This is a genomic window from Glycomyces buryatensis (assembly GCF_004912275.1).
GTDB lineage: Bacteria > Actinomycetota > Actinomycetes > Mycobacteriales > Micromonosporaceae > Glycomyces > Glycomyces buryatensis.
This window is the reverse complement of the sequence record NZ_STGY01000041.1, coordinates 1-26144: the sequence shown is the minus strand read 5'-3', so window position 1 is coordinate 26144 and position 26144 is coordinate 1. Positions and strand designations below refer to the sequence as shown.

Annotated in this window: 27 protein-coding genes and 2 pseudogenes; 16 read left to right on the top strand and 13 right to left on the bottom strand. The window is 68.9% G+C overall.

Features of this window, described 5'->3' with window-relative positions:
* Positions 1-1647, bottom strand: coding sequence for an ATP-binding cassette domain-containing protein (locus tag FAB82_RS09835; RefSeq protein ID WP_136534370.1), 1647 nt, complete (start codon positions 1645-1647; stop codon positions 1-3).
* 54 nt (positions 1648-1701) lie between these two features.
* Positions 1702-2916 carry a glycosyltransferase gene (locus FAB82_RS09830; protein ID WP_136534369.1) on the bottom strand — a complete coding sequence of 405 codons (1215 nt, stop codon included), beginning with the start codon at positions 2914-2916 and terminating at the stop codon, positions 1702-1704.
* Positions 2917-3236: 320 nt separating this feature from the next.
* Here FAB82_RS09830 and FAB82_RS09825 point away from each other — a divergent pair, with 320 nt between their 5' ends.
* The 4 genes from FAB82_RS09825 (at position 3237) to FAB82_RS09810 (ending at position 7418) form a co-directional block, all read left to right on the top strand.
* Positions 3237-4277, top strand: coding sequence for a LacI family DNA-binding transcriptional regulator (locus FAB82_RS09825; RefSeq protein WP_136534368.1), 1041 nt, complete (start codon positions 3237-3239; stop codon positions 4275-4277).
* 81 nt (positions 4278-4358) lie between these two features.
* Positions 4359-5129, top strand: coding sequence for a ThuA domain-containing protein (locus FAB82_RS09820; protein WP_136534367.1), 771 nt, complete (start codon positions 4359-4361; stop codon positions 5127-5129).
* Positions 5126-6259, top strand: a complete 1134-nt coding sequence (locus FAB82_RS09815; protein ID WP_136534366.1) for a Gfo/Idh/MocA family protein — start codon at positions 5126-5128, stop codon at positions 6257-6259. Before FAB82_RS09820 ends, FAB82_RS09815 begins: the two co-directional genes overlap by 4 nt.
* 16 nt (positions 6260-6275) lie before the next feature.
* Complete coding sequence (locus FAB82_RS09810; RefSeq protein ID WP_136534469.1) at positions 6276-7418, top strand: Gfo/Idh/MocA family protein; 1143 nt, start codon at positions 6276-6278, stop codon at positions 7416-7418.
* Positions 7419-7464: 46 nt separating this feature from the next.
* Here the strand turns inward: FAB82_RS09810 and FAB82_RS09805 are convergent, their stop codons facing one another.
* On the bottom strand, positions 7465-7680 hold the full coding sequence (locus FAB82_RS09805; protein ID WP_136534365.1) for a hypothetical protein: 216 nt from the start codon (positions 7678-7680) through the stop codon (positions 7465-7467).
* Positions 7681-7751: 71 nt separating this feature from the next.
* Between FAB82_RS09805 and FAB82_RS09800 the strand changes: the two genes are divergently transcribed.
* The 3 genes from FAB82_RS09800 (at position 7752) to FAB82_RS09790 (ending at position 10788) form a co-directional block, all read left to right on the top strand.
* Positions 7752-8660 (top strand): LysR family transcriptional regulator, encoded by a 909-nt coding sequence (locus tag FAB82_RS09800; RefSeq protein ID WP_136534364.1) that lies wholly within the window; start codon positions 7752-7754, stop codon positions 8658-8660.
* Between the two features lie 340 nt (positions 8661-9000).
* Positions 9001-9945, top strand: coding sequence for an ATP-binding cassette domain-containing protein (locus tag FAB82_RS09795; protein WP_136534363.1), 945 nt, complete (start codon positions 9001-9003; stop codon positions 9943-9945).
* Between the two features lie 57 nt (positions 9946-10002).
* Positions 10003-10788: an ABC transporter permease gene (locus FAB82_RS09790; protein ID WP_136534362.1), complete on the top strand. Its 786-nt coding sequence runs from the start codon at positions 10003-10005 to the stop codon at positions 10786-10788.
* Positions 10789-10876: 88 nt separating this feature from the next.
* On the opposite strand, the gene FAB82_RS09785 is transcribed toward FAB82_RS09790, so the two are convergent.
* Positions 10877-12445 (bottom strand): phytoene desaturase family protein, encoded by a 1569-nt coding sequence (locus FAB82_RS09785; RefSeq protein ID WP_136534361.1) that lies wholly within the window; start codon positions 12443-12445, stop codon positions 10877-10879.
* A 157-nt stretch (positions 12446-12602) separates the two neighbouring features.
* Here FAB82_RS09785 and FAB82_RS27960 point away from each other — a divergent pair, with 157 nt between their 5' ends.
* Positions 12603-13289 (top strand): hypothetical protein, encoded by a 687-nt coding sequence (locus FAB82_RS27960; RefSeq protein WP_168801517.1) that lies wholly within the window; start codon positions 12603-12605, stop codon positions 13287-13289.
* A gap of 336 nt (positions 13290-13625) precedes the next feature.
* On the opposite strand, the pseudogene FAB82_RS28575 reads toward FAB82_RS27960, so the two are convergent.
* Positions 13626-13736, bottom strand: a pseudogene (locus FAB82_RS28575) (PaaI family thioesterase); the annotation flags it as partial.
* Positions 13737-13769: 33 nt separating this feature from the next.
* On the opposite strand from FAB82_RS28575, the gene FAB82_RS27950 reads away from it, so the two are divergent.
* Both FAB82_RS27950 and FAB82_RS09775 read left to right on the top strand, forming a co-directional pair.
* Positions 13770-14141, top strand: a complete 372-nt coding sequence (locus FAB82_RS27950; protein WP_246039550.1) for a hypothetical protein — start codon at positions 13770-13772, stop codon at positions 14139-14141.
* Positions 14142-14159: 18 nt separating this feature from the next.
* The gene (locus tag FAB82_RS09775; protein WP_136534360.1) at positions 14160-14738 is read left to right on the top strand and encodes a TetR/AcrR family transcriptional regulator; all 579 of its coding nucleotides are present in this window, start codon (positions 14160-14162) and stop codon (positions 14736-14738) included.
* A 10-nt stretch (positions 14739-14748) separates the two neighbouring features.
* Here FAB82_RS09775 and FAB82_RS09770 read toward each other — a convergent pair whose 3' ends face one another.
* Positions 14749-15696 (bottom strand): hypothetical protein, encoded by a 948-nt coding sequence (locus tag FAB82_RS09770; protein ID WP_136534359.1) that lies wholly within the window; start codon positions 15694-15696, stop codon positions 14749-14751.
* A gap of 187 nt (positions 15697-15883) precedes the next feature.
* On the opposite strand from FAB82_RS09770, the gene FAB82_RS09765 reads away from it, so the two are divergent.
* Genes FAB82_RS09765 through FAB82_RS09755 form a run of 3 tightly spaced genes read left to right on the top strand, consistent with a single transcriptional unit; the run spans position 15884 to position 17222 of the window.
* Positions 15884-16345 (top strand): SRPBCC domain-containing protein, encoded by a 462-nt coding sequence (locus FAB82_RS09765; protein WP_136534358.1) that lies wholly within the window; start codon positions 15884-15886, stop codon positions 16343-16345.
* Positions 16342-16761 (top strand): ArsR/SmtB family transcription factor, encoded by a 420-nt coding sequence (locus FAB82_RS09760; RefSeq protein ID WP_136534357.1) that lies wholly within the window; start codon positions 16342-16344, stop codon positions 16759-16761. The genes FAB82_RS09765 and FAB82_RS09760 overlap by 4 nt, the downstream gene beginning before the upstream one ends.
* 17 nt (positions 16762-16778) lie before the next feature.
* Positions 16779-17222 carry an SRPBCC family protein gene (locus tag FAB82_RS09755; protein WP_136534356.1) on the top strand — a complete coding sequence of 148 codons (444 nt, stop codon included), beginning with the start codon at positions 16779-16781 and terminating at the stop codon, positions 17220-17222.
* Between the two features lie 120 nt (positions 17223-17342).
* On the opposite strand, the gene FAB82_RS09750 is transcribed toward FAB82_RS09755, so the two are convergent.
* The 5 genes and pseudogenes from FAB82_RS09750 to FAB82_RS09730 all read right to left on the bottom strand — a co-directional run.
* The gene (locus FAB82_RS09750) at positions 17343-18158 is read right to left on the bottom strand and encodes a CPBP family intramembrane glutamic endopeptidase (protein WP_136534355.1); all 816 of its coding nucleotides are present in this window, start codon (positions 18156-18158) and stop codon (positions 17343-17345) included.
* A 120-nt stretch (positions 18159-18278) separates the two neighbouring features.
* Complete coding sequence (locus FAB82_RS09745; RefSeq protein WP_136534354.1) at positions 18279-20441, bottom strand: heavy metal translocating P-type ATPase; 2163 nt, start codon at positions 20439-20441, stop codon at positions 18279-18281.
* A 138-nt stretch (positions 20442-20579) separates the two neighbouring features.
* Complete coding sequence (locus FAB82_RS09740) at positions 20580-20939, bottom strand: hypothetical protein (protein WP_136534353.1); 360 nt, start codon at positions 20937-20939, stop codon at positions 20580-20582.
* A 38-nt stretch (positions 20940-20977) separates the two neighbouring features.
* Positions 20978-21787 carry an ABC transporter permease gene (locus FAB82_RS09735; RefSeq protein WP_136534352.1) on the bottom strand — a complete coding sequence of 270 codons (810 nt, stop codon included), beginning with the start codon at positions 21785-21787 and terminating at the stop codon, positions 20978-20980.
* Positions 21788-21837: 50 nt separating this feature from the next.
* Positions 21838-22497, bottom strand: a pseudogene (locus FAB82_RS09730) (ABC transporter ATP-binding protein); the annotation flags it as partial.
* A 72-nt stretch (positions 22498-22569) separates the two neighbouring features.
* On the opposite strand from FAB82_RS09730, the gene FAB82_RS09725 reads away from it, so the two are divergent.
* Both FAB82_RS09725 and FAB82_RS09720 read left to right on the top strand, forming a co-directional pair.
* Positions 22570-22977 carry a GntR family transcriptional regulator gene (locus tag FAB82_RS09725; RefSeq protein ID WP_136534350.1) on the top strand — a complete coding sequence of 136 codons (408 nt, stop codon included), beginning with the start codon at positions 22570-22572 and terminating at the stop codon, positions 22975-22977.
* Entirely contained in the window at positions 22974-24128 is a 1155-nt protein-coding gene (locus FAB82_RS09720; RefSeq protein ID WP_136534349.1) for a DUF1648 domain-containing protein, read from the top strand. Before FAB82_RS09725 ends, FAB82_RS09720 begins: the two co-directional genes overlap by 4 nt.
* Positions 24129-24182: 54 nt before the next feature.
* Here FAB82_RS09720 and FAB82_RS09715 read toward each other — a convergent pair whose 3' ends face one another.
* Both FAB82_RS09715 and FAB82_RS09710 read right to left on the bottom strand, forming a co-directional pair.
* On the bottom strand, positions 24183-24647 hold the full coding sequence (locus FAB82_RS09715; RefSeq protein ID WP_136534348.1) for an HIT family protein: 465 nt from the start codon (positions 24645-24647) through the stop codon (positions 24183-24185).
* A gap of 110 nt (positions 24648-24757) precedes the next feature.
* The gene (locus FAB82_RS09710) at positions 24758-25237 is read right to left on the bottom strand and encodes a MarR family winged helix-turn-helix transcriptional regulator (RefSeq protein WP_136534347.1); all 480 of its coding nucleotides are present in this window, start codon (positions 25235-25237) and stop codon (positions 24758-24760) included.
* A 111-nt stretch (positions 25238-25348) separates the two neighbouring features.
* On the opposite strand from FAB82_RS09710, the gene FAB82_RS09705 reads away from it, so the two are divergent.
* On the top strand, positions 25349-25981 hold the full coding sequence (locus tag FAB82_RS09705) for a GTP cyclohydrolase II (RefSeq protein WP_136534346.1): 633 nt from the start codon (positions 25349-25351) through the stop codon (positions 25979-25981).
* The last annotated feature ends 163 nt before the right edge of the window (positions 25982-26144 follow it).

Here is a 26144-nt window from a genome sequence, read left to right as displayed (position 1 = left end):
TCAGTCCTCGGTGCCCCAAACGGGTTCGGGGACCTCGACGACCTCGCCGTCCCCGCGGAACAGCAGCAACCGGTCGAAGCCCCGGGCGAACCAGCGGTCGTGGGTGACCGCCAGGACCGTGCCTTCGAAGGCGCGCAGTCCGGATTCGAGCGCATCGGCCGAGGCGAGGTCGAGGTTGTCGGTCGGCTCGTCCAGCAGCAGCAGCGTCGCGCCGGACAGCTCCAGCAGCAGGATGAGGAACCGCGCCTGCTGGCCGCCGGAGAGGGTGCCGAACCGCTGGTCGGCCGCGGCTGCCAGATCGTAGCGGGACAGCTTCCGGATACCGTCGTGACGGGGCAGGCTGGGCCGCGAATCGTCGCCGTCCCAAAGGATTTCGGTCAGGGTGCGATCGGTCAGCTCGGGCCGGTCGTGGGTCTGGGAGAAGTGGCCGGGAACGACGCGGGCGCCGAGCCGCGCGACGCCGCCGTGCCGCACGGGTTTGAGGGCCGGCGAGCCGATTCCCGGCTCGGGGTCGGTGCCGCCCCGACCGAGCAGCCGCAGGAAGTGGGACTTGCCGGTGCCGTTGGCGCCCAGGATCGCTACCCGGTCGCCGTACCAGACCTCGAGGTCGAACGGAAAGGTCAGATCGTCCATTTCGACCGCTCCGCAGATGACCGCGCGCTTGCCGGTCCGTCCGCCCTCCAGGCGCATTCGAAGGTTCTGGTCCTTGGGGCTCGCCGGAGGGGCGCCCGTGGCCTCGAATCTGGCCAGTCTGGTCTGGGCGGCCTTGTAGCGCGGGGCCATGTCGGCACTGATGGCCGCCTGCTGGCGGAACATGATGACCATGCGGTGCAGGCGATCGCGCTCGTCCGTCCAGCGGCGCAGCTCCTCGTCGAGCCGGTCGTTGCGGGCCGCCCGCGCCTGGTGCCATTCGGCGAAGCCGCCGACGTGCGTCCACGCCGATCCGCCCTCCACCGCCACGACCCGTTCCGCGGTATTGGCGAGCAGTTCCCGGTCGTGGGAGACGTAGAGGACGCTCTTATCGGAGGCGGCGAGGCGCTGTTCGAGCCACTGCTTGCCCGGCACATCCAGGAAGTTGTCGGGCTCATCGAGCAGCAGTAGATCGTCGGTGCCGCTGAGCAGCATCTCCAGTGCGAAACGCTTCTGCTCGCCGCCGGACAGGGACGCGACCTTCCGGCTCTTCGAGACCTCCCACGGAATATCCAGAGTGGAGGTCGACGCGATATCGCACGTCACCTCGGCCTCGTAGCCGCCGTTCTCGCCCCACACCGCCAGCGCCTCGGCATAGCGGAGCTGGTGCTCCTCGCGGGGGTCGGCGGCCACCAGTTCCTCGGCCCGCTTGAGACCATCCGCGAAGCGGCGCAGGCGATCGGGAAGCAGCGAGCGGGCCAGGTCCTCCAGCGTCCGGTCGTCGGCGATCGAGCCGATGAACTGTCGCATCACCCCGATGGCGCCGACGCGCCTGATCGACCCGGCCGCGGCATCGAGGTCCCCGGCCACGAGCTTCAGCAGCGTGGTCTTCCCCGCGCCGTTCGGGCCGACGAGGGCGACCTTGGCGCCCTCGCCCACCCGGAAGCCGACATCCGAGAACAGCGGCCTCCCGTCGGGCAGGGTGAACGCCAGTCCGGATACCTCGATATGACCCACCCCGCCATTCTCCAAGCGGCCGGCCCCACGGTCAACGGAGTTTGCGCGACGGGCCTAATCCGGCCGCGCCATCTCGACCAACAGCCTTGCCGCCACCGCAGCCCCGTCGGTGCGGAGATCAGCCGCCACCTCGCCCGCCCGCTCAACCGTCCGGGAATCCAGCGCCGTTCGGAGTGCGGCCGAAAGCGACTCGACCGTCGGGATCGGACCGTCATGTGCCACACCGATACCGAGGTCGGTTACCCGCTCGGCCCAGTACGGCTGGTCCGCCATCTGGGGGACGACTACCTGCGGCACACCGGATCGAGAGGCCGTCGCAGTGGTGCCCGCGCCCCCGTGGTGCACCACGGCCGCCACCCGGGGGAAGAGCGTCTGGTGATTGACCTCGCCCACGGAGAAGCAGTCGTCCTGGGCGTCGGTGAGGGCCATGTCCACCCAGCCTTTGGCGAGGATGGCGCGGCGCCCCTGCGCGCGAACGGACTCAATGACCACCCTTGAGGCCTCCGCCGGTTCGCGGATCGGCATGCTGCCGAAGCCCACGAACACCGGTGCCTCGCCCGCGTCCAGGAACGCCTCCAGGTCGGCCGCGAGCGGGCGTTCGTCCGGCAGGATCCACGTCCCGGTCCGCACCACTTCGAGCTCCGGGGTCTCGGGCCACGGGCCCAGGACCGGGTCCGAGGCCAGCCACGGCCGGTCGGTGAGGGTGTGGCCGCGGACGTCGTCCACCGCAGGCAGGTCAATGGAGGCCCGCACCTCGTTGAGGGGCGTCCGGTACAGCGCGGTCAGGTTCTCGGCGTCGATGTCCCACAGCGAGGCATTGTCGGCGCCGGGCGGGTACGGCTTCCCCGGCCGGGGCAGCGGCGGATGGTGCGGCGAGGGCAGGACCCCGGGGAGGAACGACACGAACACGTACGGGATCCCGTAGTGCTCAGCCACCGTTCGCGCGGCGGCCGGGAACAATCCGGTCGCCACCAGCGCATCGCAGCCCTGGGCCGCAGGCAGCAGGGCCTCGAACTGCGAATTGACCAGCATGGCCGCGAGCTGGGGCGCGTCGGCGGGCGTCGCCCGTTTCGGCCCGGCCACCAGGTCCCGCACCGAGCGGCCGACGGGCACCGTCTCCGCGCCGACGGCGGTCAGCAGCCGAGCGAACTCCTCGTCAGGCGGCGCGCACACCCGCACCTGGACACCGAGTTCCCGCAGTTGCCGTGCGAGTCCGGCCACCGGTTCGACGTCGCCGCGCGATCCGTACGTCGTGATAAGCACACGCATGCCGTGTCTCCCATTCCGTTTGGATTTCGAGCTAGCTGGATACGCCATTCTGCACCACGGCTCACCCCCAGGTCAGGACCCGGTACAGGCTTCATTTCCGAAGCGGTGTATAGATAATGAAAGGGGCAGGGAATGGAATCGTCTTCCCGATCGAGCCCCGTCGAGGCGTCATCCCCCTCCACTTCCGATGAACCATCCCGGCGGGCTTGACCGCCTGGAAATTTTATGCTTAAAATCTCCGGGGTCGCGTGATCCGCCTGGGCACCATGCCCCGGCCGGTGGGGATCGCGGCCCATTCGATGCGGGACGGAGGTCGGTGAATGAGCGGCAAGTCTTCGAACGCGCAGCGGAAGGCGAGCATGACGGATGTCGCCGACCTCGCGGGAGTCTCGGTGATGACGGTTTCGAACGTCATCAACCGGCCGGAGGTCGTCTCCGAGGCGACCCGCGAAAAGGTCCACGCCGCGATGCTCGAGCTGCGCTACCGCAACAACTTGGTCGCCCGCAGCCTCAGGCTCGCACAGCCCAGGCAGATCGGCTACGTGCTCCCGGACCGGGACCCCGTGGGCAACCAGTACATGGACGTGTTCCTCCACGATCTCGCCGTCGCCTGCCAGGGGGCGGACCGCAACCTCGCCCTCATCACCGAACAGGACACCGAGGCCCTCATGACGGCCTGCGAGAACCTGTACTTCGGCCAGTCCGTAGCGGGGTTCATCATCTCCAATGTGAAATCGGCGGACCCGCGGCCCGTCGAACTGCGGAAGCGCGGCATCCCGTTCGCGGCCTACGGCCGGTCCGGCGAGGCGTTCGCGACCCCGTGGAGCTGGATCGAGGGCGACGCCGCGCTCGGCATCGAGATGGCCGTCGACCACGTCGCCGACCGCGGCCACCGCGAGTTGGCGTTCGTGGGCGCCAACCCCGCCAGCGTCACCGGGGTTCAGCGCGAGATCGGCTACCGCGAGGCCTGCCTGCGCCGAGGGCTCACCGGATCGGTCGCCCCAGGGCGAATCGTCCACTGCGCCAGGGACTTGGAGACCGGCGTCCGCGTCGCCCCGGCCCTGCTGGACACGGCGATGCCCCCGACCGCGATCATCTGCGTGAGCGATCCCCTCGCGGCGGGGGCCATCATCGCGCTGCAGAGCCGAGGCCTGGTGCCGGGAAGGGACGTGGCCGTCACCGGCTACGACGACACGCCGCTGACCTCGTTCGGCACGGTGGGGATCACCTCAATCCGGCAGGCCTCGGCCGCGATCGCCGCCGAGCTCGTCCGCCTCGTCATCGAAGGGCGGAAAAGTCCCGAGCATCTGGTGCTGCCGCCCACGCTCGTCGTGAGATCGAGCACCGACCCCGCCGCGTGACGGGGACCGATACCCAGTCCACCCGACGGTTTTTAAGCTCACAATTCGTGAAAGCGCCTACAACAGAAAGAGAAAGCAGAGATGACAAACGAACCGATCCGCGTCGTCATTTGGGGCGAGAACCGGCACGAGCAGGTCGAATCCTCCGTGGCCGAGCGGTACCCGGACGGCATGCACGGCGCCATCGCGAAGGGCGTGGGTGAGTGGCTCGGCGAAAAGGCGACCATCACCACGCACACCCTCGACGAGCCCGAGCACGGACTGACCGCCGACGTGCTGGCCGAGACGGATGTGCTCGTCTGGTGGGGCCACGCGGCCCACCACGAGGTCGACGACGAGATCGTCGAGCGCGTCCACCGCCACGTCCTTGCCGGCATGGGCCTGGTCGTGCTCCACTCCGGACACTGGTCCAAGATCTTCGTCAAGCTCATGGGCACCACCTGCACCCTGCGCTGGCGCAGCCAGCACGACCGCGAACTGGTGTGGACGGTGAACCCGCAGCACCCGATCGCCCGCGGCATCCCCAACCCGATCGTCATCCCCGAGCAGGAGATGTACGGCGAGTACTTCGACGTGCCGACCCCGGACGAGCTCGTCTTCATCTCGGGCTTCACCGGCGGCGAGGTCTTCCGCAGCGGCATGACCTACCGCCGCGGCTTCGGGCGCATCTTCTACTTCAGCCCCGGCGACCAGGACTTCCCGGTCTACCATCACCCCGACGTGAACCACGTGATCGCCAACGGCATCGAATGGGCCCGGCCCGACCGGGAACGCGAGACACCGGTGCTGCTGCGCTACGAGACCGACGACTTCTTCAACGGCCACGGATACCAGGGGGCTTTCGAACGATGACGTTCCACGCTGTTGGAGAACACAGGATCGAAACCGACGGGCCGCTGCGCCTCGTCGTGGTCGGCGCCGGCGGGATGGGCCGGGCCTGGACCGGCGCCATCGGGGCGAACGACGACGCCGAACTCGTCGGCATCGCCGACCTCGCGCCCGCCGCCGCCGAATCGGCCGCGGAGGCGACCGGCATCGCCGGCCTCGCGGTGGGGTCCGACGCGGTCGAACTCGCCCGCCGCACGGGCGCGGACGCCATCGTCAACGCCACCATTCCCGAAGCCCACCACCCGGTCACGATGGCGGCGCTCCTGGCGGGCCTGCCGGTGTTGGGGGAGAAGCCGGTCGCCGCCAGCGTGGCCGAGGGCCTCTCGCTCGCCGCCGCGGCCGAGCACACCGGGCAGCTGTTCATGGTCAGCCAGTCCCGCCGCTACCACCGGTACCTCCACGAGGCCAAGCGGCGGCTCGACCCGCTCGGCACCATCGGGATCGTCTCGGTCGACTTCTTCCAGTCCCCCCACTTCGGCGGCTTCCGCGACGAGATGGCGAGCCCACTGCTGCTCGACATGGCCATCCACCAGTTCGACATGGCCCGGTTCCTCCTCGACGCCGACCCCGTCTCCGTCTCCTGCGAGGAGTACAACCCCGCCTGGAGCTGGTACGACGGCGACGCCGCCGCGGCCGCGGTCTTCGCGATGGAGGGCGGCGCCCGGTTCACCTTCAACGGCAGCTGGTGCAGCCCCGGCTTCGAGACCTCCTGGAACGGCGCCTGGCGGATCTCGGCCGAGCGAGGCACGGTCCTGTGGGACGGCGAGGGCGAACCCACCGCCGCACCGGACGAGGCCACCACGCCCGCCGACGACCCCGGCCTGGGGATCGCCGGATCGCTGCGCGAATTCATCGCCGCCGTCCGCCACGGCACCGAACCGATGGGACGAGTGCACGCCAACGTCATGAGCCTCGCTATGGTCGAAGCCGCGACGCAGAGCGCGTCGCAGGGACGGCGAGTCGTGATCGACGACGTGCTCGACCGCTCCTACCATGCCGCGCTCGCGACCGAACGCAACGCCGAGGTCCTCGCCGTCATGAAGGCGTGGCCATCCGTCCGCGATGCCCTGAACCAAAGGAGCGACAGTGAGTGAGTCCCTGAGAGTCGGCATGATCGGCTACGCCTTCATGGGCGCGGCCCACTCCCACGCGTGGCGGACCGCGCCGCGCTTCTTCGATCTGCCCCTCGCACCCCGCATGACCGCGCTCGCCGGGCGCAATCCCGAACGGGTCGCCGCCGCGGCGTCCAAGCTCGGCTGGGAATCCAGCGAGACCGACTGGCACCGCCTGATCGAGCGGGACGACATCGACCTGATCGACATCTGCGTCCCCGGGAACCTGCACTCCGAGATCGCGATCGCCGCGCTCGAAGCGGGCAAGCACGTGCTGTGCGAGAAGCCGCTGGCGAACTCGGTGGCCGAGGCCGAGCTCATGACGGCCGCCGCCGAGGCCGCAAAGGCCCGGGGCGCGTTCGCCATGTGCGGCTTCAGCTATCGCCGCACCCCCGCGCTCTCTCTCGCGAAGCGCCTGGTGGAATCCGGCGCGCTGGGGCAGATCCGCCACGTGCGCGCACAGTACCTCCAGGACTGGCTCACCGACGAGAACGCGCCCCTGACCTGGCGACTCGACAAGTCCAAGTCCGGCTCGGGCTCCCTGGGCGACATCGGAGCCCACATCATCGATGCGGCCCAATGGATCTCGGGGGAGAACATCACGGGCGTCTCGGCGATGCTCGAGACGTTCGTCTCCGAGCGCCCCGTCGGCGGGGACTTCGTGGGTCTGGGCGGCACCGGAGGCACCGACGGCCCCCGCGGCCCGGTGACCGTGGACGACGCCGCGATGTTCACCGCCCGCTTCTCGGGCGGAGCGGTCGGCGTCTTCGAGGCGACCCGGTTCGCCCTCGGGCGGAAGAACGCGATGCGCCTGGAGCTCAACGGCTCCAAGGCGTCCCTCGCGTTCGACTTCGAGGACATGAACTCACTGTGGTTCTACGACGCGGCCGACGAACCCGATGCGGGCTTCCGCAAGATCCAGGCCACCGAACCCAGCCACCCGTACACGGGCAATTGGTGGCCGGTGGGCCACGGCCTCGGCTACGAGCACGCCTTCACCCACCAGGCCGTCGACCTCATCGAGGCGATCGCGAACCGCGAGCAGCCCACCCCCTCGTTCGCCGACGCGCTCGGCGTCCAACGGGTGCTGGCTGCCGTGGAGGCGAGCGCCGCCGACGAGAGCCGCTGGACGGAGGCCTAAGCCTCACTCGGACAACGGCATACGAGGCCGGGCAAAGCATCGGAAGCTAGCTCACCCGCGCGCCGGCCATGACGCGCAGCTCGGGCGATCCCTTGACGAGTGCGGACGGCTCGAACCACATGGACAGCCGTCCGCACTCGCAGCGCGCGTACACCACGGCCCCAGCGGAAGTGCGGTGGCGGGACACCACGGTCACGGCCTCGCTCATGCGCAGCTCGCAGAGCGGGCAACGGTCATCGAAGTTCTTCTCAGCATTGGTCATATGGCAAGTCTCGATCTAGAATCGTCCAAGAGCAACGAATGTTTTGATACCGCATCTTGCGAGGATTTCGAATGATCGATCCGAAGCTCCAGACACTTCGCGTCCTGCGGACGCACGGCACCGTCACCGCCGCCGCCCTCGCCCTGCACCTCACGCCGTCCACGGTCTCGCATCAGCTCAAGCAGCTCGCCCACGAGACCGGGCTGCGGCTGCTGGAGCCGACCGGGCGCCGAGTCCGGCTCACCCCGGCGGCGGAACTCCTCCTCAAACACGCCGATATCCTTCACTCCCAATGGGAGCTGGCTAAAGCGGACCTGGACGTGCTCGAGGCCGGGGAGATGGGCAGCCTGCGGATATGCGGCCTGTCCAGCACGGTCCAGGCCTTCATCGCCCAGGCCGGCAAACGGATGCGCGAGGCCAACCCGCGAGTGCGGCTGCACCTGGCCGCCGTCGAATCGGACGAGGCGTTCGGCATGCTTGAATCAGGCGACGCCGACATCGCGATCATCAGTCCGACCGATGCCACTCCCCAACCCAGCGACCCGCGGTTCGAGCAGAACTTCCTGATGGACGACGTGGAGGACCTGCTCGTGCCGGTGGATCATCGGTTCGCCGGTCGCGGGAGCGTGGCGCTGGCCGAGGCCGCGGACGAGGAATGGGTCAGCATGACGGAATGCGTCGACCAGGAGCAACTGTTCATGAGCTCCGCCGCGGCGGCGGGGTTCACGCCGGACCGGGCCCACCAGGGGGACACCTGGTCGAGCGTGTCCGCGCTGGTGTGCACCGGTTTCGGCGTGGGCCTGTACTCCCGCCTGATGACGATCCCGGTGGAGCACGCCGTGGTGCGGGTACCGATTCACGGTCGTACGGTGCCGACGCGGCGGATGTTCACCGCGGTGCGCCGCGGCAGCACGGAGCAGCCCGCGATCGCGCGCGGCCTGGCCGCGATCCGCGAGGAAGTCGCTCGCCGGAGTCCGTAGGACCCTCCGTTCCGCAGGATCCGCCTGGGGCACGCCGTCTTCGAAGATCGCCGAATCACGGCAGACGACGGGACCGCCTCGCTCAATCAGTGTCCACAATGGACATAATTTTTCCAGTTCAGCGGCAATTCAGGCTCGGAAAGATGCCCTCGCTCTGTCCGCCTTCCGGCGCGGTGCCCGACGCCCTGACAGCCGATCTGTCGCCGTGTCAGGTCTATGTCAGTGCCGTGTCAGCGGCCCCGGTCAAAGTACTGACATGCCCGGAACGGCCCCGCCGAACCGGACCGAACCACACCGAACGACCACTGCCCCGCAGTACCGATTCTCAGAGCGAGGAACCATGAACACCCAGAAGCCACTGGCCATCTCAGCCCGGAACCTGACCAAGTCATACGGCGACAACGACGTCCTGAAGGGCATCGACATCGCCGTCCCCGAGGGCTCCGTCTTCTCCCTGCTGGGGCCGAACGGCGCGGGCAAGACCACCACGGTCAATATCCTGACGACCCTCATCCCCTCCAATGGCGGCGACGCCTTCGTCGGCGGCAACCACGTCAAGAACGACGCCGACGAGGTCCGCAAGATCATCGGCGTCACCGGCCAGTTCGCCGCCGTCGACGGCCTCCTCACCGGCCGCGAGAACCTGCACCTCATGGGCAACCTGCACCACCTGGGCAAGAAGGAGACCCGGCGGCGCTCCGAGGAACTGCTGGAGCGGTTCGACCTGGTGGATGCCGCGGGGCGCGCCCCCGCCACCTATTCGGGCGGCATGAAGCGCCGCCTCGACCTGGCGATGTGCCTCATGGGGGACCCGCGGATCATCTTCCTGGACGAGCCGACCACCGGCCTCGACCCGCGCAGCCGCCGCACCGTGTGGGAGATCGTCCGCGAGCTGGTCAAGGGCGGCACCACGGTCTTCCTGACCACCCAGTACCTCGAAGAGGCCGACGAGCTGGCCGACCGCATCGCCGTCCTCAACGACGGCAAGATCGTCGCGGAGGGCACGCCCGCTGAACTCAAGCGCACGATCTCCGGCGGCCACATCAGCCTGCGTCTGCACCGCGCCGACCAGGTCGAGAGCGCCGCGCAGATCTTGAGTGCCAGCGGCTTCGACGCCGACCAACTGACCGTCCAGGTCCCGTCGGACGGCTCGGTGAGCTCGCTCCGCAATGTCCTCGACACCCTCGACCGCGAGGGCGTCGAAGTGGACGAGATGTCCATCCACACCCCCGACCTCGACGACGTCTTCCTCGCCCTCACCGGCGGGGACAAGACCGCCGCCTGATCCGACCTCCGCACCGCCACAGCCCGAAACGCTTCAAAGCCAACAAGGAGAACTCCGATGAGCACCCTCGCCTACACCATGTCCGACACGTCCACCATGCTGCGCCGCCAGCTCAAGCACATGATCCGCTACCCGTCGCTTTCGATCATGCTCATCGGCATGCCGGTGGTCATCCTGCTCCTGTTCACGTACGTCTTCGGCGGGACCTTGGGCGACGGCCTGGGCGGGACGACCGGCGGCCGCGAGGCCTATCTCGCCTATGTGACCCCCGGGATCCTGCTGATGACGATCTCCGGCGTCATGCAGGGGACCGCGATCGGGGTCGCGACCGACATGACCCAGGGCATCATCGACCGCTTCCGCACCATGTCCATCGCCCGGGTCTCGGTCCTCACCGGACACGTGATCGGCGCGGTCATCCAGACCTTCCTCGCCATGGCCCTGGTCCTCGGCGTCGCGATCGCGCTCGGTTACCGGCCCGAGGCCGACGCGCTCGACTGGCTCGGCCTGGTCGGTGTGGTCGCCGTGATCACCCTCGGCCTGACCTGGCTGACCGTGGCGCTGGGCATGTCCGCCAAGAGCGTCGAAGAGGCGTCGAACACGCCGATGTTCCTGATGCTCCTGCCGTTCCTCGGCTCGGCCTTCGTGCCCACCGACTCGATGCCCACCGTGATGCAGTACTTCGCCGACTACCAGCCCTTCACCCCGTTCATCGAGGTGGTCCGCAGCCTCCTGACCGGCACCGCGGTCGACACCACCGACCTGGCCCTGGCGGGCGCCTGGTCGCTGGCGCTGGGCCTGCTTGGCTACGTCATCGCGAAGAAGAAGTTCAACAAGAGCTAAGCACCGCAAGCCAAACCAGGAAACACCCGGTAGGGGCGGGCCGCAGCTGCGGCCCGCCCCTACCGGATTGTTCTCCGCACCTGAAGCGCTAGGACCGGGCCTCCAGGACCGCCATGGCCGCATTGTGGCCGGGGATGCCGCTCACCCCGCCGCCGCGCACGGCCCCGGCCCCGCAGAGGAAGACATTGGCGTGGCCGGTCTCCACCCCCCACCTGCCGGACGCCTCATCGGTCCGGAACGGCCACGACAGGTCGCGGTGGAAGATATTGCCGCCGGGGAGCCTGAGGTCGTTCTCGAGGTCGACGGGGGTCTTCGCCTCGATGCACGGGTCGCCGTTGCCGTCCGTGGCCAGGCAATCGGCCAGGGGCTCATCGAGATACACCTCAAGCTGCTCGATCGTCGCGTCGAGAAGTCTCGCTCGCGCCTCCCGATTCGCGGCCTCGCCTCCCTCGAACAGCCGAGCGGGTGCGTGCAGGCCGAACAGGGTCAAGGTCTGATAACCCCGGCGTACCAGGTCATCGCCCAGAATCGACGGGTCGGTCAACGTGTGACAGTAGATCTCGGACGGCGGCCTGGACGGCAGTTTCCCCGACGCCGCCTCCGCATAGGCGGACTCGAGCTGCTCGAACGACTCGGAGACGTGGAAGGTCCCGGAGAACGCGTCGCGCGGATCGACGCCCGAGTCTCGCAGCCGCGGGAGCCGCTTGAGGAGCATATTGACCTTCAGCTGCGCACCCTCGGCCCTGGCCGGGCCGCTCTGGCCGAGGAGCGCCGCCAAAGCCTCGGGCGACGCATTGACCAGCACGTGACGTGTCTCGACGGTCCCGGCGTCCGGTCCGGCCGAATAGGACACCTCGGCGCGGGAGCCGGCGGTGGCGATGGCCGAGACCTCATGCCCGGTGAGGATTTCCGCGCCCGCCGACCGCGCCGCTGCGGCGAGCTCGTCGGTCAGGGCGCCCATGCCGCCGACCGGCACGTCCCAGTCGCCGGTGCCGCCGCCGATGACGTGGTAGAGGAAACAGCGGTTCTGCCGCAGGTCCTCGGACCAGGCCGAGGTGAAGGTGCCGATGAGGCCGTCGGTGAGCACGACCCCGCGAACGAGGTCGTCGGTGAAGACGTTCTCGATCGTCTCCCCGAGAGGCCGTTCGAAGAACCTGGTCCAGACCCGGTCGTCGCCGATTCGCCGCCGCAGTTCGGCCTTCGACGCCAGGGGCTCGGTGAGGGTGGGAAAGACCTTCTCGGCCAGGTACTCGGCCGATGCGTAGAACTCCCGCCACGCGTCGAACTCGGCGTCCGAACCGGTGAGGCGCGCAAAGGACTCCCGGGTCCGCCGCCCGTCCCTCCCCACGAGCAGTCCCGTCGCCCGCCCGCCGCGTTCGGTCGGGGTATAGGAGCAGACGTCCCGCTTCCGCACCTGGAACCGCAGGCCCAGGTCGTCGATGATCTTGCGCGGCAGCAGGCTCACCAGATAGGAGTACCGCGACAGCTGCGCGTCCACGCCCGGGAACGCCGGAGCGGAGACCGCCGCGCCGCCGGTGTGTCCCAGTCGCTCCAAGATCAGTACGCTCTTGCCGGCGCGGGCGAGATAGGCCGCCGAGACCAAGCCATTGTGGCCGCCACCCACGATGACGACGTCATAGGACTTGTGAAGAGGCATGCCCATTCCTAACACGGACCTCGGGAGGCCCGCCCGCGAATTCCCGCCGGTCTCCCGCCGGTCTCCCGCCGGTCTCTCGCGTTGCAAACGGCGCCTTGCGCGGACAGACTTGTCTAGGCGTGGGCGCATGGCGGCAGGTCATGGTCGGAATCGGCCCATGATCCCGGTCTCCGAGGCCCAGCCCGACGATCCCCATGCGATGAAAGGACACACCGTGCCCCCGATCAAACTGGCTGCCCTGCCGCTGCTGCTCTCCGTCGCCGCCCTCTCGGCGTGCAGCTTCGAAGCTGGGCCCACGGTCACCGGCGAAGCGCTCGGCGAGGCGGCGGCGGACGCCCTGGAGAACGAGACCGGAGTTCGCTTCGACGTCGACTGCGGCGAGGACGACATCATCGCCGAAGAGGACAAGCAGGTCGACTGCGTGGCGACCGACCCCGCGACCGATACCGAAATCGACGCCACCGTCACCTTCGGCGGCGTCGACGGCGACAAGTGGAACATCACGGTCGAGACCGCGAGCGAACCGAACTCGGAGGCCACTGAGGAGAGCGCGGAGGCCACGGATGAGGCCACCGAGGACTCCGCCGGCGAGGCCGGGGCGGACGAGCCGATCCCGGGGTCGACCATCGCCGAGGCGGCCGAGGACGCGCTGGAGCCCCAGTACGAATCGCGCCCCGAGATCGACTGCGGCGACGTCAATTGGGTGCCCGAGAACGGCCGGACGATCTACTGCACCCTGACCGATCCCGCCGACGGCCTCGAGTACGAAACCACGATCACCTTCACCGGAGTCGAGGGCACCACGTGGAGCGTCGACGTGAGCGTGGCCTCCGAACCCAAGTAGTCCACCGCGTCTATGCTCCGTCGCATCTCGACGGTTGCCCGACGCGCTCTCCACGCTCGTCATCGACATTCTGCTCCACGGCGCGGCCCCCGCGCGGCCGAGCCGAGCGGGCACGGGACCGGGAGGGGCGGTCAAGGGCTGACCCGAAGTCCCCCTTCGGAATAGGGTCCGTCCTAACCTGCGTCCCTGATGCCGCCCGGCCTCGGGGAACAGTGTCAGCAGGCGGTCGAGGTCCGGTACGACGAAGATCGCCTCGGCCGCGACGAGTTCGGACTGCGGGTCGGATTCGGCGGTGATCGAGCCGTCCACGGTGAGCTTGCGGCCGTCGGCCTTCGTGATCCGGGCACGCAGCAGCAGCGGCGTCTCGATCGGGACGGGCCGCTGGTAGCGGAGCTGTAGCGAAATGGTCATGGCCGGCGTCCCGGCCATGCTGCAAGCCTTGCCCATCATCTCGTCGATGAGCAGGGCGCTCACCCCGCCGTGCGCGAATCCGGGCGGGCCCTCGAGCGCGACACCGAGCGTGCAGCGGCCGACCACGCCATCGCCTTCGGCGGCGATCTCCAGCGGCGGGGCGAAGGGATTGCCGGGCCCGCTCGCCGGGCTGTACATCCGCGGCCCGCCGGGGAAGACGTCCTCATCCGGGATCTCGGAGGGATCGCGCCGCCGCCCGGTGAACCGGTCTTCGAGCCGCTTGACCTCGCCGACGAGCTCTTGCAGGAGCTCGGTCGGCATCTCGGTTCGCACCGCGGTCTCCACCAGGGCCCGCAGTTCGCCACCCAGGTCGGCGATCGCCGACCGGCGTTGTTCGAGCTCGCCATCAGCCATCGCGATACACTATCACGAGTGTTATAACCAGTGGGAGGTCGGAATATGACGAAACAGGGCACACCCTCGCGGGAGCGCATCGTCTCCGGCACCGCCGACCTGATCAGCAGGCGCGGCCTCAATGCCGCGAGCATCAGGGCGCTGGCCAAGCACGCGAACGCACCGCTGGGCTCGACCTACCACTACTTCCCGGACGGGAAACGGCAGGTGGCGACCGAGGCAGTCGAGTACGCGGGGGCGCGCGTCGCCCACCTCCTGGGGGAACGGCTCGAGGCGGGACCGGTCGAGGGACTGCGGGCATTCCTGGAACTGTGGCGCGACATCGTCGTGAAGAGCGACTTCCGCGCCGGCTGCTCCGTACTGGCCGTCTCCGTCGAGGAACCGACCGGCGACGACGTCCCACCGGAACTCGCCGCCGCCGCGGCGGCATTCGAAGAATGGGAACGGCTGCTCACCGAATCCCTGCGCGAACACGGCGCCGACCCGGAAGCGGCCGCCGAGCTCGCGACCCTCATCGTGGCGTCGGTCGAAGGGGCGGTGGCAATGTGCCGCGCCAAGCGCAGCGCCGAACCCCTCGACCGGGTCGCCCGTCGGCTCGAAGCGCTCACCGCCGCGGCCGGCTGACACGGCGAGGTCAGTCGCAGACGACGTCGAGCCGGACGATCATGGCGCCGTCGGCCGGTGTCACGTTGTCGAAGTCCACGCCGCAGCCGCCGCCCGATCCGTCGTATGAGACGTGGTGCGAGCGCAACTCACCCGCCGTCAGATCCTCGTCGGCGAGCTTGTCCCCGGTCGCGGCCTCCTCGGCCATGGCCGCGAGCTCGCCCAGCGCCGCCTCGTCCTCGACGGAGAAGATCCCGGCGAAACCGTAGGTCGCCGACGGGCTGTACGGCGGCGCGAGCAGCCGTGCGCCTTCTGGCACCACGCCCAGCGGCTCGTCCCAGCCGAAGAACGGCAGCTCAGACCCGGCCGCGAGCCCGTCCGCCTCTGGCACCGGGGCCTCGATGCCTGAATCGCCTTGCGGGGCTTCGGCATCGACCCAGACCGGCTCCTGATATTCGGTGTCGCTCCCGGAATAGCGTTCGAGGGGGACGTCAAGCCACGAGTACGTGCCGAAATGGAGGTTCAGCTGCGGATAGCGCTCCTCGCCCGTGCTCCCCTCCTCTGTCACCGTGAGGTAGGCGCTGGCCTTGGTGTATCCGTCCTCGCCCTGGCCGTGCAGTTCGCACCAGAATTCGGCCAATGCCTCGCAGACCGCCTCGTCGCCTTCGTCCAGGACCGGGTCGAGGCCTTGGCTTTCGAACTGCGCGAACAGATCCCGCATGACGTCATGCGGCTCGCCGGTCACCAGCAACTCGGCGCTGACGGGCTCGGGATTGTCGGGCATGCCCTCGTCCTGCATGGGCGCTTGGGGGAAGGGGCTGCCGAGGAGGACGGTTTCTGCGGGGACCGCCCAGCCGTCCCAGAACTCGGTGCCGGGCTGGAGGTAGCCGGGGCCGGAGGTGTCGAGCGACCCGCTCTCGGCGGACCCGGACCCGTCTTCGTTTCCGTCCCCGCAGCCGCCTGCGGTCAAAGCGATCAAGACTGCCGTTGTCGCAATTGCGAAAGACCTTCGTTGGCTCATTCGCCCAAGGTAGTCGGACTCCGCACCCAGGTGCGGCACCGTCGGCAGGCCGGCGCGCGGCCGATTAATATGCAACCAATAGTTGCGCGTTGCCGTGGAGCCTGCTAAGGTAATACGCAACCAAACGTTGCGAAAGGCGGTAGTCATGGAATACGGAACGATCGAGCGGGAGCTCCACATCGACGCCACGCCCGAGGTGGTCTTCGACGTCGTGAGCAGTCCCGAGCACCTGCGCGAGTGGTGGCCGGACGAGGTCGACTTCTCGCCCGTGCCGGGCGAGGGCGGACGCATTGGCTTCCGCCAGAAGGGCGACGAGATCGCCTGGGAGCAGTTCACCGTCGTCGATGCCATGCCCCCGCGCCACTTCTCCTTCCGATGGACCCACGCGGAAGGCGAGACCGCGGCCCTGGGCAACTCGATGCTGGTGGTCTTCGAACTCCAGCCGGACGGGGCCGGAACCCGCCTGCGGATGACCGAGACCGGCTTCCGCGAGCGCGGCTGGGAAGAGGCGAAGATCGCCGCGACGTACGCCGACCACGTCAACGGCTGGGACCACTTCCTGCAGCGCCTGCCCGCCTACGCCGAGAAGGTCGGATCGGCCCGATGAGCACGGCAGTGGACGACGAGCTCTGGTCGGCGGTCGGCGACCCGACCCGCCGCCGGATGCTCGATCTGCTGCTGGCCCAAGGCAGCGGGACGGCGACCGGTCTCAGCGAGCACCTGCCGGTGACCCGCCAGGCGGTCTCCAAGCACCTCGCGGTCCTCGAGCGGGTCGGCCTGGTGCACGCCGTCACCGCGGGTCGCGAGCGGCACTACCGCGTCGACGCCGCCCAACTCGCCCGCGCCGCAGCGCAGTTCGCCGAGGTCGGCGCCGCCTGGGACGCCCGCCTCCAGCGCATCAAGCGCATCGCGGAGCGGATCCAGCGCGGCACGAGCGGCGGCGGCGGACGGACGGGGCCGCCGGAGCGGCCGGACGAGACCCAACAGAAGAACCAGACGAATCAGACCGACGAGAACCCGTAGTAGAGAGGAACACGGAAATGGTCGACATCCTTCACCGCATCGGCGTCGAGGGCTCCACTCCCGAGGACGTGTACGACGCACTCACCACCCTGGACGGGCTCACCGGCTGGTGGACCGAGCAGACAACTGGCGACCCCGGCCTCGACGGCGTGACCGAGTTCCGGTTCGAACGCGGCGGCTTCGACATGAAGGTCGTCGAAGCCGTGCCGGGCCGACGCGTCCTCTGGGAGGTCGTCGGGGGCGAGGCCGAGTGGATCGGTACCAAGATCCACTGGGACCTCCGGCAGGAGGGGCCCTGGACGGTCGTGCTCTTCAAACACGAGGGCTGGCGCGAACCGAGCGAGTTCATGCACCATTGCTCCACCAAGTGGGCTTCGTTCCTGTTCAGCCTCAAGGACTTCGTCCAGAACGGCAAGGGCGCCCCCGCCCCGAACGACTTCCGCATCGACGACTGGGACTGACTCCCGGCGCAAATACGGCGGGCCGCCGCCTCGTGGCGGCCCGCGGTGCCGTTCTGAGTCCGCGCGCACCGAAAGAGGGCGCCGTCCGTTGCGGACGACGCCCCCTACTCGTTGTGCGAGTCAGAGCGACGTGTACCCGAGCGCGATCGCGGTGACGCCGACGACCGTTATGAGGAGCGCGGAGCCGGGGTGCATGCCGATCGAGATGCGGATGTCCTGCTTCTTCCAGGCGAACCAGATGCCCGGGAAGAGGAAGACCAGCTTCGACAGGACCGTCCAGGGCGCCCAGAAGTGGTAGACCGAGAACAGGAACATGTTGAACAGCGGCGCCCACTTGCCCAGCTGCGGCAGCCGCGGCAGCAGGAAACCGCGAAAGTAGTACTCCTCGATGAGCGGCAGGACCCAGCCGGTGAACGGCCCGCAGATCAGGAACGTGACCAGCAGCATCTGCTGCGAGTAGCCGTTGAGGTACGTCGTGGCGCTGGAGCCGGTGCCCTCGTACCGGATCCACGAGAAGGCGTTCTCGTAGAGGAAGTCGTCCAGCGGGAGCAGCGAGAGCGAGACGATGGTCATCCACAGGAGACAGAAGACGATGAACGCGGTGACCTTGCCGCGGGACACCGGCCTGTCCATGTAGTGGAGCGCGCCGCGCAGCGAGTATTTCCCGGTGCGCTGCTTGCCCAGCCACAGGAGGCCGAACTGGATCGGGAAGAGGACGACGGCCAGGGCGATGGCCCAGGCCATGAACGGCGGGTATTCGATCGCCCGCACCAGGGGAGCGGAGACGAACGCGTAGACGGTGACGATCAGCGCGCCGGGCACGAGGTGGAGTGCGATGGACAGTGGGATGGAGTGGCGGTCGGCGAGCAGCCGTTCGACGAAGCGGTTCGGTCGAGTGGTGGTCGCTGCGGTGGCGAGGTTCGATGTGTTGTTCATGTCGTAGAGCTTCGCCGGGCCCGCTGTCGTGGAGCTGTTGTAGCACTGACGTGTCGGGAGGACGGACCGACAGGCGTGGTAAGGGCCGCAGACCTTCACGGTCTGCGGCCCCATTTCCATTTAGGACTCGGGCGTCAGCTTGACCCGGCGCAACAGCTGGGCGTTGAGGGCGACTACGATCGTGGAGGCCGACATCAGCACGGCGCCGACCGCCGGACTCAGCGTGATTCCGACCCCGGCCAGGACGCCGGCCGCGAGCGGGATCGCGACGATGTTGTAGCCCGCGGCCCAGCCGAGGTTCTCGATCATCTTGCGGTAGCTGGCCTTTGACAGCCGCCGCACGCCCCCGACGCCGCGCGGGTCGGAGGAGGCCAGGACCACCCCGGCGGACTCGATCGCCACGTCGGTGCCCGCACCGATCGCAATCCCGACATCGGCTCGCGCCAGCGCGGGCGCATCGTTGACGCCGTCCCCGACCATGGCGACGCGCAGTCCGCGCTGCTGGAGGCCGATCACCGCCTGGTCCTTGTCGGCGGGCAGCACTTCCGCGAAGACCTCGTCGCGGCCTTCGACGAAGCCGAGGTCGGCGGCGACGGCTTCCGCGACGGCGCGGGCGTCTCCGGTGATCATCGCGATCTTCTGGACGCCTTGGGCCCGCAGGTCGGCGATGGCCTGCTTCGCCTCGGGACGCACCTCGTCCTCGAGTGCGATCGCGCCGAGCACCTTGGTCTCATCGCCGAGGGCGATGAGGTGGAGCACGGTCGCGCCGCGCCCCGACCAGGTGTCGATATCGCTCTCCAATTCGCTCGGGGCCTCGATGTCGAGTTCGCGCAGCAGGGCCGGACCGCCCACCGCGTAGCGACGGCCGTCGACGGTGGCCTCGACGCCTTTCCCGGTGCGGGAACGGAAGTCGGAGGCGTGCGCGCCTTCGCCGTGCTCGTGGCCGTGGTAGGTCACGATGGCGCGGGCCAGCGGGTGCTCGGAGTCCGATTCGACCGCCGCGGCCAGGTGCAGCACCTCGTCCGAGTCGGTGCCCTCGGCTCCGGCGATGCCGGCGACGGTGTGCTCGCCCTTGGTCAGGGTCCCGGTCTTGTCGAACAGGACGGCGTCGACGGTGCGCATGCGCTCGATGGCGAGGCGGTCCTTGACCAGGATGCCCGCCTTGGCCGAGACCGCCGTGGTGATCGAGATGACCAGCGGGATGGCCAGGCCGAGCGCGTGGGGGCAGGCGATGACCAGGACCGTCACGGTGCGGACCACGCCCGAGGTGAGGTCACCGAGGAGCGACCAGACCACGAAGGTGATGACGCCGGAGGCCATGGCCACGTAGAAGAGCAGGGCCGCGAACCGGTCGGCCAGGACCTGGCCTCTTCCTCGGGATTCCTGCGCCTGGGAGACGAGGCGCTGGATGCCCGCCAGGGCGGTGTCGTCGCCTATCGCGTCGACGCGCACCCGGATCGCCGAGTCGGTGGCGACGGTGCCGGCCACGACCCGGTCGCCCTCGTCCCTCGGCACGGGCCGCGACTCGCCGGTGATCATGGATTCGTCCATCTCGGCTGCGCCGTCGGTGATCTCACCGTCGGCCGGGACGCGGGCGCCGGAGCGGACCAGCACCACGTCGCCGACGGCCAGTTCGCCGGCGGGGACGGTCTCGGTCGAGCCGTCGCCGGTGACGCGTTCGGCCTCGTCGGGCAGGAGCGCCGCGAGTGCGGCGAGCGCCCCCTGGGCCTGGCCGATGGCCTTCATCTCCTGCCAGTGGCCGAGCAGCATGATCGATACCAGCGCGCCGAGTTCCCACCAGAACTCGAGGTCGAGCAGGTCGAAGCTGGTCGCGAGGGAGGCGACGTAGGCGACGGTGATCGCGGTGGCGATCAGGAGCATCATGCCCGGGGCGCGGCCCTGGATCTCGCGAACGCCGCCGGCGAGGAACGGCCAGCCTCCGTAGAAGAACACCGCGGAGCCGAGGACGGGACCGACGAGTTCCATGCCCGGGAAGTCCAGTGTGTACCCGAACCAGTCCATGATCATGTGGCTGGTGATCACCAGCGGGATCGTCAGGATCAGGCTGAGCCAGAACTTGCGGCGGAACATCTCCGGGTCGTGGCCGGCGTGCTTGTCATGGCCGCCATGGCCGTTGTGCTCGGCATGTCCGCCGTGCCCGGAGGGTTCGCGGTGTCCGGCGTGCTCGTCGTGATCAGCGTGGCCAACGGCGGGGGCATCGCCGTGGTCGTGGTGGTGTTCGTGGTGCCTCGCATCGTCGCCGTGGGCGTGGTGACTGCTCACTGGAGGCTCCTTCCATATCGTTGCTCGTCACGGAGACCATATACCCCCATGGGGTATGTTGGCAACCCGGTTCAACCCCTCGCCTCGCGGCGTTATTCCCGGTGCGCCCGATCGAGGCGCGCGTTCGCGTGGTTCGGTTCAGGACCGGTCGATGCGGCCGCGGATCTCGGCGAGGGCGGCCATCGGGTCGTCCACTTCGAAGCAGAGCCGGTCGTACTTCTCGCCGGCGAGCGTGACGACGACCGCCCGCTCCGGGTCGGCGACGTCCCAGAAGTCGAGATTTCCGCCGCTGCGGAACGAACCCAGCCTGATGACGCCGGGAATATAGCTGGACACGCCCCAGCGCATCCCGGGGAAGGCCCTCGCGAACTGCGGGTCGACCCGGGCGCCGGTGACGTGCGGCCACGGGACGGTCAGGGGGCGCCGGCGCCCGAAGGCGCGGCGCGCGCCGGTGAGTCGGATCGTCAGGTGGGTGTCGGTGGCGTGGATCTGTGCCATGGACGGTTCCTTTCGGTGCTGGGGTTCAGCACTCGGGTTCAGGCGACGTCGCGTCGCATTGGGGCGAGTACGGCTGCGGCCGAGGCGAACAGCGCGTAGGCGAGCAGCACTGCCGCGCCGATCAGCGGCGGCAGCAGGGGAGTGGCCGACCCGGTGACCTCCACCGCGGCCTCGCTCATGAGGCTGGACTCGGTGAGCGCGGCGGTCGCTCCGCCGGGCAGGAACGGGTAGACCAGGTTGAAGCCGGGGATGATCGCGAGCGTGTGCTCCACCATGTACAAATACGCGCCGAGCGCGATCAGCGTCGCGGTCTGGTTCTGGATCAGCGCGCCCAGGCCGACCCCGATGACGGTGTAGACGGTCATCGCGGCGGCGAGGCCCGCCAGGATGCCCGCCACGGCTCCCGGCGAGGCCCCGATCTCGATGCCCCTCGCGGCCGCGCCGCCGTAGAGCGCGGCGGCCGCCGACAAGGCGACGATCAGCCCGTAGACCAGGCCGGCGATCCCGTAGGCCGCGAGCTTGGCCCCGAGGATCCGGTGTCGCTTGGGCGCGAACAGGAACGTGTAGGCGATGGTGCGGTGCCGGTATTCAGAGGTCACGGCCAGCGCCCCGAACAGCGCCGGGGCCAGGACGGTCAGGCCGATCATGCTGAGGACGAGCCGGACTCCGGCGGCGGTGTCGACGCCGGGCATGGGCGGATCGAAGTTCTCGGGGCCGACCAGGACGCACAGGATCGTCAGCGCGCCACCGGAGAAGACCGCGGCGAGCGGGCCCCATTTCCACAGGGAGGTCGCGAGGAGGCGGCGCAGTTCGGCATGGATCAAATGAGTACTGGTGAGGCGGTTCATGCGAGGGCTCCGGTCAGGTTCAGGAAGGCGTCTTCGAGGGTGGTGCCGGCGGCGAGTTCGGTGAGCGGAGCGGCGGCGAGGAGGCGGCCGCGATGCATGACCAGCACGTCGTCGACGAGCTGTGCGGCTTCGGAGAGGACGTGGCTGGCGACCAGGACCGTCCGCCCTTCGGCGGCCGCTTCTTTCAGGAACCGGCGCAGCCAGGCGATCCCTTCGGGGTCGAGTCCGTTGGTGGGTTCGTCGAGGACGAGCACGGGCGGTTCGCCGAGCATCGCGGTGGCGAGGTTGAGGCGCTGGCGCATCCCGGTGGAGTAGCCGCCGGTCTTGCGGTGTGCGGCGTCCCAGATCCCGGTCAGGGACAGGACTTCGTCGACGCGAGAGTCCGGGCTGCCGATCATGGCCGCGTAGATGCGCAGGTGGTCGCGGCCGGTCTGGCCCGGATGGAAGTTGTTGGCCTCCAAGGCGGCGCCGACGGTGCGGGCCGGGTCGGGCAGTTCGCGGTAGCGGAGGCCGTTCACGAGGGCGGTCCCGGCGTCGGGTTCGACCAGGCCCAGAAGCATTCGCAGGGTGGTGGTCTTGCCGGAGCCGTTGGGGCCCAGGAAGCCCGTGACGCGTCCCGGTTCGACGGCGAAGCCGACGTCCGTGACGGCGGCGACGGGGCCGAACCGCTTGGTGAGGCCGCGGATTTCGAGGCGGTGGGGAGGGTGCATTCGGGTACTCCAGTTCATCTGGATGGCACATCTAGCTGTTATAGCTCATGTATAACAGATATAGTTCTGGTCATGCAACTGACGCTTGACGTTGACAGCGAGGTCCCGATCTACCAGCAGATCCGGGACCAGATCGTCATGGCGATCGCCACCGGCGCACTTCCCGCCGAGACCCCGCTGCCGTCCACCCGGCAGCTTGGCGCGGACCTCGCCATCAACTTCCACACCGTCAACAAGGCCTACGACCTGCTGCGACGCGAAGGATTCATCCGCGTCAACCGCAAGAGCGGCGCGGTGGTCCGCCGCGACCCCACCACCGGCCCGCCCGACACCGGCGTCGCCGAGGCCTGGGAGGAACGCCTCCGCATCCTCCTCGCCGAAGCCGTCGCACACGGGCTCGATGCGGAAGAGGTCCTCGCCCGGACCGCCCGCGTCCTGGACTCCTTCACCACCGACGCCACGGAAAGGAAGACGCCGTGAACCTCACCTCGCTCACCCTGCTGCCGGCGATGTTCGGCATGGTCACCGCCATCTGGTGGTCCCTCCCGTACCTGTCCCGCCCAACATTCCCCTTCGGAGTCCAGGTCCCCGCCGACCGAATCGGTGAAGCCCCCATCGGCCGGACTCGAAAAACCTTCGCACGCAACGTCATCGTGTTCGGGCTGGTCGCCGCGGCGGCATCGATCCCACTATCGCTCCGGACCGACCCGCGCACGGTGATCTCGCTGGGGGTCACGGGCCTGGTGCTCGCCGACTTCGCCGCCTACTCGTTCGCGGGCCGCCAGATCAGGGTGGCCAAACAGGCGGGCGACTGGTACGGCGGCGCCCGGCAAGGCGTCACCGCTGACCTCAGCTTCCGCACCGACCCCCTCCGCGTGAACTGGCGCGGACTGATTCCGGCCGCCGCGATTCTGACGGCCACGATCATCGTCGGCGTGGTCCGATCCGACACCCTCCCGGCCACCCTGCCCGGACTCGAAGGGCTCGACCTCGACGGCGGCCCCCGCGTACCCACCGGCTTCTGGTTCGCCGCCAATCCCGTCATCGCCCAAGCGGCGGTCACCCTCGGGACCGCCCTCGTCCTCGCGGCGATCCTCCGCGCCCGCCCCGAAATCGACGCGGCCAAGCCCGCCGCCACCGCCCGCCGCTACCGCACCTACCTGCGGGGCCTCGCCAACCTCGGATTCCTCACCGCAGCCTGCGCCAACCTCACCCTCGCCGGAATCGCCCTGCGGCTGTGGGAGATCCTGCCCGCTTCGCCTCTCGGCACGATCGCGATCGCCACCCCGATCCTCGCCGCCGCGGCCGCCGTCGTCCGCTTCGAACTCCGCATCGGCGCCGGCGGCCACCGCCTGCCCGACGAACCCTCCGAAGCCGAGGAACGCACCGGCCTCGTCCAGCGCGATGACGACCGCCACTGGCACCTCGGCGGCTTCGTCTACATCAACCGCGACGACCCGGCCTTCTTCGTCCATCAGCGCGCCGGGGGATCACAATGGACTCTCAATCTCGGCCACCCCGCCGGCTGGATCTCCGTCGCAGCTCTCATCCTCGTGGCTCTTGCCGCGGTGGCCGCGGCGCTGGCCGACACCCTCGGCATCCTCGACCTCCCCAACACCCACGGTTTCTGAACTCAAGCCTTCAACAGCTAGAACGCTTTGCCTCCCGAAGCCCTCGGCACGCCGCTACCGGGCGAAGTACGCCTGCAGTCGCTTGGCGTAGACCTGGCGCTCGGCAGGAGTGGCCCAGCCGGGTCGAGGTCGCGACCTGTAGAGCTCGTCGCCTTCGTAGCGGGGGAACACGTGGACGTGCAGGTGCCAGACGTCCTGGTCGCTGGCGGGTTCGTTGTGCTGTCGGGTGGAGACGCCGTCGCAGTCGTAGGTTTCGCGGATCGCGATGGCGACCTCACGCACCAGGTCTCCCACGGCCCGATAGGCGTCGGCGGGGATGGAGTACAGGTTCTCGTGGTGCGCGGTCGGGACGACGAGTACATGTCCGCGGTTGTTCGGCCACCACCGCGGCGAAATGAAGGCAGCCGCGTCGTCGGTGCGGCGCACGATGTCCGCAGGGGTGGAGATCTCGTCTGCCTTGCCGGCCAGGCGTTCACAGAACGGACATCGGTAATCGGCCGGCTCGTGCGAGGTCTGCATTGAGCGACCGTAATCGATACCGGCTCTGACCGTCAGCGGCGGGACGGCCGGGTATTGCTGCCGCCATTCCGCCTGTATCCCACCGGTGTTCTTGAGCGAGCCAGCGGGTTCTACCAGCAGGTTTCGCCCTGGTTCCGTTCGATGAGGCGGTCGCGGACGCGGCCGAGGCCCGCGGTGATCACCGCTCGTTCCTCGGGGGTGAGCACGTCGATGAGGATCTCGCGGACCTTCTCGACGTGGCCGGGCGCGGCGCGTTCGAGGGTCGCGCGGCCCTCGTCGGTGATCTCGGCCAGGATGCCGGACTTGCTCCACTCGCAGGGGCGGCGCTTCACCAGGCCGGACTTCTCCATCTGCCCGATCTGGTAGGTCAGTCCGCTCTTGGAGTTGATCAGGCGCTCCGCGAGCTCGGTCATGCGCATCGCGCCGTGCTCGGCGGCATTGAGGTGGATGAGGATCTCGTACTGGAGATGCGAGAGCCCCATGTCCTCCTTCAGCTGCTGGTCGAGTTCGCGGGAGATCAGGGTCGCCGTGGGGATGAACACCATCCACGTCCGCATCTCCTCGTCGGTCAACCATTTGGTGTGACCCATGCCTCCGGCCTCCAATCTTGTTCAAATTTGAACTCAAGTGTAGCTTAATCCATGCCGTTCAAATTTGAACGGGCTCGGGTTCCGACCCGACCGCATGAGACGGGAGACGACATGGACTTCGCAACAGCGACCGCCGCGATCCGCACGCGCGTCACCATCCCCCTGAGCTTCGTCGACGGCTACGAGACCACCGCCGAGGCCGTCACCTTCAAGGGTCTCGCCGACGGCGCGGAACACCTGGCGCTCGTCCTCGGCGACCCCGGCCGCACCGGCACCCCGCTCGTGCGCCTCCACTCCGAGTGCCTCACCGGCGACGTCTTCGGCTCGGCGCGCTGCGACTGCGGCCCGCAACTGCGCGAGGCCGTCGAGCGCATCGCCTCCCAGGGCGGCGTCCTGCTCTACCTGCGCCAGGAAGGCCGCGGCATCGGCCTGTACAACAAGCTCGACGCCTACGCCCTTCAGGACGACGGCCTCGACACCTACGAGGCCAACACCGCGCTCGGCCTGCCCGAGGACGGCCGCGACTACACCGCCGCCGCCCAGATGCTCGAAGCCCTCGGCATCGGATCCTTCGACCTCTTGACCAACAACCCGGACAAGGCCCGTCAGCTCCGGGACCTCGGCGTCGACGTGGCGCGCACGGTCCCCACCGGCGTCTTCGCCACCCACAGCAACACCCGCTACCTGAGCGCCAAGGTCCGCCACACCGCCCACACCATCGCCCTTCCCGAATTCGCGGCATGATCAGAACCGAATCCGAGTGTCACGAAGTCGTATCAGGTTGCGCCGCCGGACGAGCTGGATCAGCTTCCCTGGGAAGCTGATCCGACCTTCCCGAGACATCGGGCCGTGTCGGGACTTCGTGGGGGACTATTCCGATAACGGTGTAACTGGTCGGGAGGGGACC